Below are 13647 nucleotides of genomic sequence, written 5' to 3'. Positions count from 1 at the left end.
CGCCTTGCCCCCGCTCTTATGTGAGATGGCTATTGTAGCCGCCAAACAGGCGCGCATTTCAGGCGTGCGCGCCTTGCCTTTCGCCCGCATCGGCCTTATGTTGAAGACATGCTGACTAACGGAACACGCGCCATGCCCCTGATCGACTCTGCAACACCGCTGTACTCCATCGCCGAACTGCGCGCCATCGAACAGGCGGCCATGCGCGACTTGCCGCAAGGGCTGCTGATGCAGCGCGCGGGCCAGGCGGCCGCCAGTGCCGCCCTGAAGCTGCTGCACGCCCAGGAAGATGGCGGCGATGCGGGCCACCGGCGCGTACTGGTGCTGGCCGGCCCCGGCGACAACGGCGGCGACGCGCTGGAAGCGGCCGCGCACCTGGCCGGCAGCGGCACCGAGGTGCTCGTCTGGCTGGCGCCCGCGGCGACAGCCACGTCGCCCGAGCGCGAACAGGCGCTGAGCCGCGCGCGCAACAGCGCCGCGCGCTGCATGGATGCGGCAACCAGCACGGCGTCGGCTGCCGTGGGCGCCGCGCCGTGGCACCTCGTCATCGATGGCCTGTTCGGCATCGGCGCATCGCGTCCCCTGGACGGCGAATGCCGCGACGTGGTCCAGCTGGTGAACCAGCTGGACTGCCCCGTGCTGGCGCTCGACGTGCCCAGCGGCCTGCACGCGGACACGGGCGCCATCGACGGCGTCGCCATCCGCGCCACGCATACGCTCACCTTCATCGGCGACAAGCCTGGCCTGCACACGGCAAATGGCCGCGACCATGCGGGCGAAGTGGAAGTGGCCGCGCTGGCCATCGCCCCTGCCCTGCTGCCCGCGGCGAAGGCGCAGCTGGGCGGCCTGCACCTGTTCGCCCGCCAGCTGCAGCCGCGCCGGCAAAACACGCACAAGGGCAGCTACGGCAGCGTGGCCATCATCGGCGGCGCGCAAGGCATGGCCGGCGCGCCCATCCTGGCCGCTCGCACGGCCCTGCATGCGGGCGCGGGACGGGTGTATCTCGCCTTTCCCGACGCGCCGCCCGCGTTCGACAGCGGCCAGCCGGAACTCATGTGCCGGCACGCCCGGGACGTGGATTTCTCGGGCCTGCACTTCGCCGCGCTGGTGGCGGGCCCCGGCCTCGGCGACAAGGCCGGCACGGTGGAGCTGCTGCTGCGGGCGTTCGACAGCGACAGCCCCCTGCTGCTGGACGCCGATGCGCTGAACCTGATGGCGGCTGAGCCGGAACTGCAATCGGCGCTGGCCGTGCGCACGGGTGCGGGGGCGACGATATTGACCCCGCATCCGCTGGAAGCGGCGCGCCTGCTCGACATGACGGTGACCGAAGTGCAAGCCGACCGCCTGGGCGCGGCGCGCCAGCTGGCCACGCAGCTGGGCGTCATCGTCGTCTTGAAAGGGTCGGGCACGGTGATCGCCGCGCCCGACGGCCAGGTCGTCGTCAACAACACGGGCGGCCCCGCGCTGGCGACGGCCGGCACGGGCGACGTCCTGACGGGCCTGTGCGGCAGCCTGCTGGCACAGGGCTGGCCGGAATGGGAAGCGGCGCTGGGCGCCGTCTGGCTGCACGGCGCGGCGGCCGATGCGCTGGTGGCCGCAGGCAGCGGCCCCATCGGGTTGACGGCGGGGGAATTGATACCGGCGATACGCAAGTTGATCAATGCCTTGTCGGCGTAATAACGACGTATTACAAGGAATGTCACCACGCCTGACAGCAAGTAGGTCGGATTAGCGCGTCAGCGCGTAATCCGACAATCAGCAGCACCAATCACACCAGCCTGCCCGCCGCAATCGTAATCGTGCGCCCGCAACGGGCCGCGATCGAACTATCATGCGTGACGAGCACGAGGGTAGAGCCCCGCTCGCGGTTCAGCTCGAACATCAGCTGGATCACGGCTTCGCCCGTGGCAGCGTCCAGGCTGCCCGTCGGCTCGTCGGCGAACAACAGCGGCGGCTCCGTGACGAAGGCGCGGGCCAGCGCCACGCGCTGCTGCTCGCCGCCGGACAGGTATTTCGGATAGTGTTTCAGGCGGCTGCCCAGGTTCACCCTGCCCAGCATGGCTTGCGCCTTTTCCTTCGCGTCCGGGTCGCCGCGCAATTCCAGCGGCAGCATGACGTTTTCCAGCGCCGTCAGATGGGCCAGCAGCTGGAAGGACTGGAACACGAAGCCGAGCTTTTCCTTGCGGAAACCGGCGCGGCCATCTTCGTCGAGGGCGAAGATATCGGTGCCGTCGAGCATGACCTTGCCCTCGCTGGGCGTGTCCAGTCCCGCCAGCAAGCCCAGCAAGGTAGACTTGCCGGAACCGGAGGCGCCGACGATGGCCAGCGTCTCGGCCGTTTGCACGGTAAAATCGACTTGATGCAGGATGGTCAGCTCACCATCGGCATCGGGTACGCGCTTGGCCAGCTGGACCACTTCGATGGCCGGCCGGGCATTTTGGCTGTTTTGACTGTTAGGTGCGGCGGGCCGCTGGGCCGCTGCTTCTGACGGGAGAAAACTGGTGGAAGTCGCTTTAGGGAATTCGGGCATGCTGATCTATCTTAAAAAATTTCGTGAACAAATAAGTGTCGAGGGCGGCAACCGCCTGCGGCGGCGCACCCTGTCCTTGCTTCCTGCGGCAGCCCTGCTCCTGGTGTCAGGCATGACGAACGCCTATTCTGCACCAAAAACGCTGCTGGTGCTCGGCGATAGCCTGTCGGCCGAGTATGGGCTGGCACGGGGCACGGGGTGGGTGGCGCTGCTGGAACAGCGGCTGCAAGCGCAAAAGAACGACACGCGCATCGTCAACGCCAGCATCAGCGGCGAGACCACCAGCGGCGGCCGCGCGCGCCTGCCCGCCCTGCTGGCGAAGCACCAGCCCGACGTCGTGCTGATCGAACTGGGCGCCAACGACGGCTTGCGCGGCTTGCCCGTGGCGGCCGCCGAAGCGAATCTGCGCGCCATGGGCGAGGCGGCCAAAAAATCGGGTGCGCAGGTGGTGCTGGTGGGCATGCGCATGCCGCCCAACTATGGCCGCGCCTACGGCGAGCAGTTCTATGGCGTGTACGGCAAGCTGGCAAAGGAATGGAAGGCGCCTTTGGTCCCCTTCATGTTCGAAGGCATCGCCGACCAGCCTCAGCTGTTCCAGGCCGACCGCATGCATCCGAATGCCAAGGCGCATCCGACGATTCTGAAAAATATCTGGCCGCAACTGGCGCCGTTGCTGAAAGCCAAGTAAGCCAGTTGTTGACGTTACCTCTAGCCCGAGGCAAAAATCCGGGGTCAGACCCGGCGGGTCTGACCCCAGCTCTACGCTGATGGTCATGCTCAGTTCATTGGCACGCACATTCCGCAGACAAAAAAATAGCCGCTCGAGAGCGGCTATTTTTATGCGTGGAAACTAAATCTTACGGTGCTTCCGGCGCTGCGGCGGCTGGGGCGGTGAGCGGTTTGACGATCTTCACCTTGGCCTTGGCTTTCAGGTACTCAACGTAATCGAACATTTCCTGTTGCGCCAGGATGCCGCCGATCTGGTCTTTCTCTTGCTGGCGGCGGGCAGCGTCCACTTGCGCCGGCTGCTGCACCTTGCCGATGCGGTAGATGCCGTAGCCCAGGGCTGGCAGATCCACGCCCACATAGGCTGGCAGCTTGCTCGTGTCGGCCTTCATGACTTGCGCGATGGCGGCACGGTTGATGCCGTCCAGCTTGCTGCGAGATACCCATTGCGCCGCGCCGAAGCCCGTCGCATCGCCCGACGCCTTCAAGGCGGCCAGCTTGGTCTCGCCCGCCTTCTTGGCCAGCTTTTCCGCTTCTTCCAGGGTCACGCGCTGACGGATCATCGCTTCAACTTCGGCCAGCGGACGCTTCGTTGCCGGCTTGAATTCCACCACGCGGCCAGCGATCAGCACGTTAGGTGCGACGGTCACGGCTTCCGTGTTGCGCTTGTCTTTCAGCGAATCGTTCGAGAAGATGGCGGCCAGGAACTTGGCGTTGTTGAACGGCGCCTTGCCCAGTGCCGGCGACGGCGTGCGCGACAGGTTGGCGACGCTTTCCACTTTCAGTTTCAGCTTGTCGGCCACCGGCTTCAGGCTGTCCGATTGCTCGTAGACCGTGTTGGTGAACGTTTCCGCCATTTCCGAGTATTTCTTGGCAGCAAATTGCTTGCGCAGGTCGGCCGTGATTTCGCCGCGCACTTCATCGAGCGCACGCACGTGCTGCGGCTTGAGCGAGGTGACGGTCAGGATGTGGAAGCCGAAATCGGAAGCGACGACATCGCTGATTTCGCCTTGCTTGAGTTTCGAAACAGCGCTCAGCAGCGGTGCTGGCAAGCCATCCTTGCCGATCACGCCCAGGTCGCCGCCCTGTTCCGCGGAGGCCGGGTCTTCCGACTTGGCTTTCGCCACGGCGGCAAAGCTGGCAGGCGCCTTGCGCACGTCAGCCAGGATGGCTTCAGCCTTGGCCTTGGCGGCTGCCTTGTCGGCGGCCGAGGCGTCTTTCTTGACGGCTACGAGGATGTGGCTGGCCTGGCGCGCTTCTTCCGTCGTGTAGGCTTTCTGGTTCTTCGCGTAGTAGCCGGTCACGTCGGCGTCGGTCACGTCGACTTGCTCGCCGGCGGCGCTGTCGTCCAGCACGACGTATTCGATCTTGGCTTGTTCCGGGATTTCGAAGAACTTGCTGTTCTTGTCATAGAACGCCTTGATCATGGCGTCCGTCACTTTGACTTCCGACACGTACTGGGCGATCGGCAACAGCAGTTCCTGCACTTCACGCTCTTCCGAGGTGATGTCGGACAGGCGCTTGGACACGGTGTTCGGCGCGAAGGCGGTGCCTTGCACGGCGCCGGCCAGTTGCTGCAGGGCCAGGTCGCTGCGGCGGCGCGCATCGTACATCTGCGGCGTCATGCCCTGGGCAGCCAGCATGGCCTTGTAGCGTTCCAGGTCGAATTTACCGTCCGGCAAGGTCAAGCCTGGGATTTCCAGCACTTCCTTTTGCAGCACGGCATCGCTGATGACGAGGTGGCTACGGCCCACTTCGGCGGCCACGGCGCGCTCGGCGATCAGGTTGTCGAGGATGCTCTGGCGCGCTTCCGGCGTGTCAAACATTTTTTGGTCGAACTGCTCGCCCATCATCTGGCGATAGCGGTCGATCTGCTGGCGTTGCGCTTCTTCATATTGCTGCTGCGTAACGACCTGGTCGCCGACCTTGGCGATGGTGTTCGCGCCATCGCCGAAGCTTTGGTAGCCGCTGATACCGACCAGTGCAAAAGACGGGACGATGACCAGCATCAGGAGAAACTGCATCAAGCGTCGATGGGTACGAATAAATTCAAACATGGTCAGCCAATTCGGGATGAGTGGATCACTATAAAAAAAGGCGAACATGCGTTCGCCTTGATTTCTTCGGCGGAATGGACGGGACAGATGTCCACTTCCCCTTTAGATTCAACAACTTGGCGCTGGAACTAAAGCAGGATTCTGACGCCCAAGCCATTATCTCCTGATTCTACAATGCCCATAGCGCTATAGCAAGAGTAAATCAGGGCGCGCGCCCTGCCCTGGCGCCGCCTGGATGGCAAGGCGCCGGACTCGGGCATTTAACCCGATGCAGCTTAAAGGGGATTTAAACGCCGGCGTTTTTATTCAACACGGCAGGCGGGAATTTTAAAAAGCAGGCGCGCCGAGATAATCTGGCGCTGGAAAAGAAAAACCCGCGCTACTTATTCAGCAGCGCGGGCTTCTATATTCTGGCGGAGCGGACGGGACTCGAACCCGCGACCCCCGACGTGACAGGCCGGTATTCTAACCAACTGAACTACCACTCCTTAAGAGCGTATTTTTTTGGCGGAGCGGACGGGACTCGAACCCGCGACCTCCGACGTGACAGGCCGGCATTCTAACCAACTGAACTACCACTCCGAAAAATACACAGTACTACTTGCATTTGTATCCAGGATCGCCATTCAAGAACGTCGATCCTGAAATCGCGGCACCCGGAGGCGCCGCCAAATGTTTCCGGTGATTGTCACCTCACCGAAGTCCGTTAGTTTACAGCATCCTTCAAAGCTTTACCAGCTTTAAATTTTGGAACTTTTGCTGCTTCGATCGTGATCGCTTCTTTGGTACGCGGATTGCGGCCGGTACGCTCAGCGCGTTCGCTGACCGAGAAAGTGCCAAAACCAACCAGCGTCACGCTGTCGTTGTTTTTCAAAGTTTCCGTCACGCCGCCGATAACAGCGTCGAGTGCGCGCGCAGCGGCGGCTTTGGAAATGTCAGCTTTTTCAGCAATGTGGTCGATCAATTCAGTCTTGTTCACTAGCATCCCCAATTACAAAGGTATAAAACGTTTACCGTATCGTTGCGGCACTTTTGGCACCACAGCTGTCCGGCGAAAAAAATGTGCAGGCGTATTAAACAAGCCACACTGTATATGTGTCAAGCGCTTTGGGGGCGCAATTCACGTTTCAATATAAAACAAGCGCTCTAAAAGCGCTTGTTTGGGGAAAACAAGGGTAAAACGTTAGTGTTTTACTACCTCACCGGCCGCGTCAGGCTTGGCCGCGGCGGCCGTGACAGCCTCCACCGCAGCGACGTCCGCCAACGCTTCAGGCATGCGTTCGAGGGCGATTTCCAGCACTTTGTCGATCCAGCGCACCGGCACGATCTCCAGTTTGTTCTTGACGTTGTCCGGAATATCGGCCAGGTCTTTCACGTTTTGCTCTGGAATCAGGACCGTCTTGATGCCGCCGCGATGGGCCGCCAGCAACTTTTCCTTCAAGCCGCCGATCGGCAATACTTCGCCGCGCAAGGTGATCTCGCCCGTCATCGCCACGTCGGCGCGCACGGGAATGCCCGTGAAGACCGACACCATCGCCACCGTCATGGCCGCGCCAGCCGAAGGACCGTCCTTCGGTGTCGCGCCTTCCGGCACGTGGATGTGGATGTCGCTCTTCTCGAACACGTCCGCCTTGATGCCCAGGCGCTGTGCCCGGCTGCGCACCACCGTGCGGGCTGCCTCGATCGACTCTTTCATGACGTCGCCCAGGGTACCCGTGCGGATGATGCCGCCCTTGCCCGGCATCGACACGGCTTCGATGGTCAGCAGATCGCCGCCCACTTCCGTCCATGCCAGACCGACCACCTGGCCTACCTGGTTTTCTTTCTCTGCGACACCGAAATCATAGCGGCGCACGCCGAGGAATTTATCCAGGTTCTTCGAGTTGACGATGACTTTCTTGTCGGATTTCTTCAGCAGCAGCATCTTGACCACCTTGCGGCAGATCTTCGACACTTCCCGCTCGAGCGAACGCACACCGGCTTCCCGCGTGTAGTAGCGGATGATGTCGCGCAGCGCCGACTCGGCCACCGAGATTTCCTCTTCCTTCAAGCCATTGTTCTTGATCTGCTTCGGCAGCAGGTAACGCTGCGCGATGCTGGTCTTTTCATCTTCCGTGTAACCGGACAGACGGATCACTTCCATGCGGTCGAGCAAGGCTGGCGGAATGTTGTACGAGTTCGACGTCGCCACGAACATCACGTCGGACAAGTCGAAATCGACTTCGATGTAATGGTCGGAGAACGTGTGGTTCTGTTCCGGGTCGAGCACTTCCAGCAGGGCCGACGACGGGTCGCCACGGAAATCGGCGCCCATCTTGTCGACTTCATCGAGCAGGAACAAGGGATTGCGCACGCCGACCTTCGACAGCGATTGCAATATCTTGCCCGGCATCGAGCCGATGTAGGTGCGACGGTGGCCGCGGATTTCCGCTTCGTCGCGCACGCCGCCCAGGGCCATGCGCACGAACTTGCGGTTCGTCGCGCGGGCGATGGACTGGCCCAGCGAGGTTTTACCGACGCCCGGAGGGCCGACGAAGCACAGGATAGGCGCCTTGAGCTTGTCGACGCGCTGTTGCACCGCGAGGTATTCCAGGATGCGTTCCTTGACCTTGTCGAGGCCGTAGTGGTCGCCTTCGAGCACTTTTTCCGCGTTCGCCAGGTCGTTATTGACCTTGGATTTCTTTTTCCAAGGTAAGTTGACGAGGGTGTCGATGTAGTTGCGCACGACGGTGGCTTCGGCCGACATCGGCGACATCAGCTTGAGCTTTTTCAACTCGTTGGTAGCCTTGTCGAGCGCTTCCTTCGGCATTTTGGCCGAAGCGACTTTTTTCTCCAGCTCGTCGAGGTCGGCACCATCTTCGCCCTCGCCCAGTTCTTTCTGGATCGCCTTGACCTGTTCGTTCAGGTAGTACTCGCGCTGCGACTTTTCCATCTGGCGCTTCACGCGGCCGCGGATGCGCTTTTCCACCTGCAGGATGTCGAGTTCGCCTTCGAGCTGGCCCAGCAGGTGCTCGAGGCGCTTGGCCACGCTGAAAATTTCCAGGATGACTTGTTTTTGCTCAAGTTTCAGGGGCAAGTGCGCGGCCACCGTGTCGGCCAGGCGGCCGGCATCGTCGATGCCCGACAGGGAAGCGAGGATTTCCGGCGGGATTTTTTTGTTGAGTTTGACGTACTGGTCGAACTGCTGCACGATCGCGCGGCGCATGGCTTCGACTTCCGACTCGTCGCCCGGCTCGGACTCGAGCGGCGTCAGGTCGGCGATGAAGTGCGTCGGGGCATCGCTGATGTGGTTGATACGGGCACGCTGCGCGCCTTCGACCAGCACCTTGACGGTGCCATCGGGCAGCTTCAGCATTTGCAGAATATTGGCAACGCAGCCAATTTCATAGATATCCGAAGGAGACGGCTCGTCCTTCGCGGCTGCTTTTTGAGCGGCAAGCATGATGCTCTTGCCCTGCTCCATCGCAGCTTCCAGCGCCTTGATCGACTTTGGACGGCCAACGAACAGCGGTATCACCATATGCGGGAAAACGACGACATCCCGCAACGGCAATAACGGCAGTTGAGTTTGCTCAGTTAATTTGGAAGTTGTCATGGCGTACCTTATAGAAAGCGTGTTTACGATGTTGGCGCTCGCTGCCAAAACACAAGACCGGCGAGAATAAATAATTCTGTGAAACAAACATTTTTCTGTTTATTTCGCAAAACACACCCGCATGACGGTAATAAATGCAGTTTTCACAGTAAAAAAGCCACGCGCAGCTAAGCGCCGCGAGTGGCTTTCCGATTGAAGCCTGCACTCATTGATTTAAATTGTACTGCCATGCATTAAGGAATCAAAACCCTTTTTATGCATTTGTCTCGGCAGTTTTCAATTTTCTCCGGAGGCTTTGGCAGTCTCTTGATAAATCAACAAAGGTTTGGCGCCGCTGGTGATGGTATTTTCGTCGATGACGACCTTCACCACATTTTGTTCGCTCGGCAGTTCGTACATGACGTCCAGCAAAGCATGTTCCAGGATGGAACGCAGGCCACGGGCACCGGTCTTGCGCGCCAGCGCTTTCTTGGCGATCGCATGCAGGGCGGCCGGACGAATCTCCAGTTCCGCGCCTTCCATCTCGAGCAGCTTCGAATACTGCTTGATCAGCGCATTCTTCGGCTCGACAAGGATCTGGATCAGCGCCTCTTCCGTCAATTCCGCCAGGGTGGCGATGACGGGCAGACGGCCCACCAGTTCCGGGATCAGGCCGAATTTCACCAGGTCTTCCGGCTCCGCTTGCAGCATCAGTTCGCTGGCCGAGCTTTGCGACTTGCTGCGCACCGTGGCCGAGAAGCCGATGCCGCTCTTTTCGGAACGGTTGGCGATCACTTTCGACAGGCCGTCGAAGGCGCCGCCGCAGATGAACATGATGTTGGTCGTGTCGATCTGCACGAAATCCTGGTTCGGATGCTTGCGGCCGCCTTGTGGCGGCACGGAAGCCATCGTGCCTTCGATGAGTTTCAGCAAGGCTTGCTGCACGCCCTCGCCCGACACGTCGCGCGTGATGGACGGATTGTCGGACTTGCGCGAAATCTTGTCGATTTCATCGATGTAGACGATGCCGCGCTGGGCTTTCTCGACGTCATAGTTGCAGCTTTGCAGCAGCTTCTGGATGATGTTTTCCACGTCTTCACCCACGTAACCGGCTTCGGTCAGGGTGGTGGCGTCGGCGATCACGAACGGCACGTTGAGCATGCGCGCCAGGGTCTGCGCCAGCAGGGTCTTGCCCGAGCCGGTAGGACCGACCAGCAAGATGTTGCTCTTGGCCAGTTCGATGTCGTCTTTCTTGCCCAGGTGCTTGAGGCGTTTGTAATGGTTGTACACCGCCACCGACAGGATGCGCTTGGCAGTCTGCTGGCCGATCACGTACTGATCGAGCAAGGCGGCAATTTCTTGCGGCGTCGGCAGGTCGGATTTGGTACCGGTCACCGTCTCGATGCTCGACGTTTCATCACGGATGATGTCGTTGCACAGGTCGATGCACTCGTCGCAAATGAATACGGACGGGCCGGCGATGAGTTTCTTCACCTCGTGCTGGCTTTTGCCGCAGAACGAGCAATACAGTAATTTTTCGCCGCTAGAGGATTTTTTGTCTGACATAAGGCATTTTGGTTGGAACTGCATTAACAATATTGCAAAATCGCAAGCCGGATGATGGTTGCCGCCCGTTAAGGCAACTCCCCATGGCGCAAGTCAACAACGTGCACAAGCTCCATGCTACCCGAAATAAAAGCGAAACGCCCGAACGTTTGAGCGCCCGGGCGTTTACTTACGTACTTAGCAATACCGGTAGGGGCTCATCAAGCGCGGCTGGTCAACACTTTGTCGATCAAACCATACTCAACGGCCTCGTCGGCGGACATGAAACGGTCGCGGTCGGTGTCCTTGGCGATCTGTTCGATCGTCTGGCCCGTGCGCTCGGCCATGATGCCGTTCAAGCGGGTGCGCAGGTAAAGGATTTCCTTTGCCTGGATCTCGATGTCGGACGCCATGCCTTGCGAACCACCGGACGGCTGGTGAATCATGATGCGCGAGTTCGGCAGCGAGAAACGCTTGCCCTTGGCGCCAGCGGCCAGCAGGAAAGCGCCCATCGAAGCAGCCATGCCCGTGCACAGGGTCGAGACGTCCGGCTTGATGAACTGCATGGTGTCGTAGATGGCCATGCCGGCCGAGACCGAACCACCTGGCGAGTTGATGTAGAGCGAGATTTCCTTTTCCGGATTTTCGCTTTCCAGGAACAGCAGCTGGGCGACAACCAGGTTGGCCATCTGGTCATTGACCGGGCCGACCATGAAAATCAAGCGTTCCTTCAGCAGGCGCGAGTAAATATCATACGAGCGCTCGCCGCGACCGCTTTGTTCCACCACCATCGGCACCAGGCCGAGCATCTCTGTGTCCAGCGCTGGGTTACGGTTCATACCTGTCATTTCATTTCCTTGTGAAGCAGTTAGGGGATGCTACCACCACCTTGGAACACCGGACAAAACCTACTGCGCGTCGCGATTTGCGGCCTCCGATGCTCACTGTGCATTCGCACAGCTCCGCTTCTCAGCCACAACTCCCATCCGCTCGCTACGGTTCTATCAGGTGTTAAAAGCGATCATGGCATCCCAATACCAACTGGTTTACGCTTGTGCGTTGCTTCCCATCAGTTCGTCGAAAGCAACTGCTTTCGTCGTGACTTTCGACAGGCCCAACACGTAAGTGACGACGTTTTCTTCCAATACAAGGGCTTCGATCTCACCCAGACGACGACGGTCGCTGTAGTAGTACTTCAGCACTTCGCGTGGATCTTCGTAGCTTTGGGCGAAATCTTCGATTTGCGCCTTGACTTGCTCAGGCGTAGCTTGCAGCTTGTTGTCGCCCACCAGTTGCGACAGGATCAGGCCCAGGCGTACGCGACGCTCGGCTTTGTCTGCGAACAGTTCTGCTGGGAAAGGCACGTCCTTGACGTTCATGCCGCGCTGCGCCATGTCCTGGCGGGTCATTTCAGCCAGGCGCTCGGAATCCTGAGCGATCAGCGTTTTTGGCACTTCCAGCTCAGCAACTTTGATCAGCGCGTCCATGACGGCTTCCTTGTTGCGTGCTTTCACGCGGCCAGCGACTTCGCGTTGCAGGTTGACTTTGATGTCTTCGCGCATTTTGGCCAGGTCGCCATCGGCAACGCCCAGCGATTTGGCGAATTCAGCATCGACTTCCGGCAGGTGCGCCCATTCCAGCTTTTGCAGGGTGATGGTGAACGAAGCGGTTTTGCCGGCTACGTCCTTGCCGTGGTAGTCCTCTGGGAACGACAATGGGAAAGTCTTCGACTCGCCCACTTTCAGGCCCAGGGTCGCTGCTTCGAATTCTGGCAGCATGCGGCCTTCGCCCAGCACGAAAGCGTAGCCTTCAGCTTTGCCGCCTGGGAATTCAACGCCGTCGATCGAGCCGACGAAGTCGACGGTCACGCGGTCGCCGTTGGCAGCGATCGGCTCACCGCCGTCGCCGTGTTCGCCAGCTTCGCCCTTGGTGTGGAAGTGCACGCGCTGCTTGCGCAGGATGTCGATGGTCTTGTCGATTTCGGCTTCCGACACGTCGGCTTGCACGGTTTCGATTTCAACGGCCGTCAGGTCGCCGATGGCGACTTCCGGATACACTTCGAACGTTGCGTCGAAAGCCAGCTGGCCTTCGGCTGCTTCTTCTTTCGGCACGATGTTCGGGAAACCGGCCACGCGCAGATTGTTTTCGTTGGCGGCGTCGTTGAACGCGCGGCCGACTTTGTCATTCAGCACTTCGGATTCAATTTGGTAGCCGTATTGTGCTGCGACCATTTTCAACGGCACTTTGCCCGGACGGAAGCCCGGTGCCTTAGCCGTACGGGCTTGCACTTTCAGGCGCTTCTCAACTTCCGTGCGGACGTCCGTCAGCGGGAAGGAGATCGTGATACGACGTTCGAGTTTGCCCAAGGTTTCGACTGCAGTTGCCATGTAAAAAATCGTCCAAAAAATAAACACTGTTGGTGCGAGAAAAGAAGACCCGACCCCTTGCGCCATCACTGGCGGCAAGACATGGGTCCAGCTTCACTCGCTCGCATATATCATCTGTAAAAGTACTGCAAACAGGACAATGGACCTGGTCTACCCGGCTGAGGGAAAACCCGCACCAGGCACCAAACAATCCGCCGCTTCCAGTACTGCGACAGGGCTCCGAGCGTCCAGCCTTGCTTCTAAGTAAATGCAGGGCCGGCCATCATTCGGTAAAGCGTGGCATTATAACAAAGGACTTCGGGAAAGTGGCTGGCTTTGCAGCGCGGCCACAGAGGATACCAGCGGCGGCGAACGAGTCGCCACAGCCTGGGGGTGCCCTGTCTTTACTCTTGCCCCGGCATTCTTTGTTTCGCCAGAGACAGGCTTTCCAGCCTGCTTCGTTCATTAGTATATGCGAACTGGCGCCCCGTCCGAAACAAAGAAATGCGCTCATAGCGAAGATTTCGGGCAAAAAACCTTTGATTTATCTCAATTTGGCCATTTTTCAGGCAAATCGCCGCCCATACCCCGCCCTATCCTGCCGTGCCGGGCGAAAAATAGCGCGATGGAAGACGCATCCCATGACGAAAACACGGGAAGAACGGGAAGAAAAACCGGAAGATGCCTGCACGAGGCCGAAGAACAACTTGATGGTGCTGCACGTCCGGGCTGGAACAACCCGGATTGGTGCGGATGGGGAGACTCGAACTCCCAAGCCGAAGCACTGGCTTCTAAGACCAGCGTGTCTACCAATTCCACCACATCCGCATTTTTTCACTACCAGCAACA

The 13647-nt window shown here is 59.8% G+C and carries 9 protein-coding genes and 3 tRNA genes; 2 read left to right on the top strand and 10 right to left on the bottom strand.

Going from position 1 to position 13647, the window contains the following annotated elements; genetic code table 11:
* Window positions 1–132 precede the first annotated feature (132 nt).
* A complete protein-coding gene (locus O3299_RS06000) occupies window positions 133–1677 on the top strand; it encodes an NAD(P)H-hydrate dehydratase (protein ID WP_305061756.1) in 1545 nt (514 codons plus the stop codon).
* Window positions 1678–1768: 91 nt separating this feature from the next.
* Here O3299_RS06000 and O3299_RS05995 read toward each other — a convergent pair whose 3' ends face one another.
* Window positions 1769–2530 (bottom strand): ABC transporter ATP-binding protein, encoded by a 762-nt coding sequence (locus tag O3299_RS05995; RefSeq protein ID WP_370385265.1) that lies wholly within the window; start codon window positions 2528–2530, stop codon window positions 1769–1771.
* Here O3299_RS05995 and O3299_RS05990 point away from each other — a divergent pair.
* Complete coding sequence (locus O3299_RS05990; protein ID WP_099664141.1) at window positions 2529–3218, top strand: arylesterase; 690 nt, start codon at window positions 2529–2531, stop codon at window positions 3216–3218. The two genes, O3299_RS05995 and O3299_RS05990, sit on opposite strands and share 2 nt — an antisense overlap.
* 169 nt (window positions 3219–3387) lie before the next feature.
* On the opposite strand, the gene O3299_RS05985 is transcribed toward O3299_RS05990, so the two are convergent.
* The 9 genes from O3299_RS05985 to O3299_RS05945 form a co-directional block, all read right to left on the bottom strand.
* On the bottom strand, window positions 3388–5313 hold the full coding sequence (locus tag O3299_RS05985) for a SurA N-terminal domain-containing protein (protein ID WP_305061755.1): 1926 nt from the start codon (window positions 5311–5313) through the stop codon (window positions 3388–3390).
* Between the two features lie 411 nt (window positions 5314–5724).
* Window positions 5725–5801, bottom strand: a tRNA-Asp gene (locus tag O3299_RS05980).
* 17 nt (window positions 5802–5818) lie between these two features.
* A tRNA-Asp gene (locus O3299_RS05975) sits at window positions 5819–5895 on the bottom strand.
* A 124-nt stretch (window positions 5896–6019) separates the two neighbouring features.
* A complete protein-coding gene (locus O3299_RS05970; protein ID WP_010398442.1) occupies window positions 6020–6292 on the bottom strand; it encodes an HU family DNA-binding protein in 273 nt (90 codons plus the stop codon).
* Window positions 6293–6496: 204 nt separating this feature from the next.
* Window positions 6497–8908 carry an endopeptidase La gene (lon, locus tag O3299_RS05965; RefSeq protein ID WP_034787304.1) on the bottom strand — a complete coding sequence of 804 codons (2412 nt, stop codon included), beginning with the start codon at window positions 8906–8908 and terminating at the stop codon, window positions 6497–6499.
* Between the two features lie 276 nt (window positions 8909–9184).
* The gene (gene clpX, locus O3299_RS05960) at window positions 9185–10453 is read right to left on the bottom strand and encodes an ATP-dependent Clp protease ATP-binding subunit ClpX (RefSeq protein WP_010398446.1); all 1269 of its coding nucleotides are present in this window, start codon (window positions 10451–10453) and stop codon (window positions 9185–9187) included.
* A gap of 200 nt (window positions 10454–10653) precedes the next feature.
* Entirely contained in the window at window positions 10654–11271 is a 618-nt protein-coding gene (gene clpP / locus O3299_RS05955) for an ATP-dependent Clp endopeptidase proteolytic subunit ClpP (RefSeq protein ID WP_369811567.1), read from the bottom strand.
* Window positions 11272–11478: 207 nt separating this feature from the next.
* Window positions 11479–12819: a trigger factor gene (gene tig, locus O3299_RS05950; protein WP_077409110.1), complete on the bottom strand. Its 1341-nt coding sequence runs from the start codon at window positions 12817–12819 to the stop codon at window positions 11479–11481.
* Between the two features lie 724 nt (window positions 12820–13543).
* Window positions 13544–13626 (bottom strand) — tRNA-Leu (locus tag O3299_RS05945).
* Between the last annotated feature and the right edge of the window lie 21 nt (window positions 13627–13647).

This window comes from Janthinobacterium sp. SUN176 (genome assembly GCF_030587335.1).
GTDB classification, from domain to species: domain Bacteria; phylum Pseudomonadota; class Gammaproteobacteria; order Burkholderiales; family Burkholderiaceae_D; genus Janthinobacterium; species Janthinobacterium kumbetense.
Note: the sequence above shows the minus strand (reverse complement) of the source record. Positions and strands in the feature narration are given on the sequence as shown.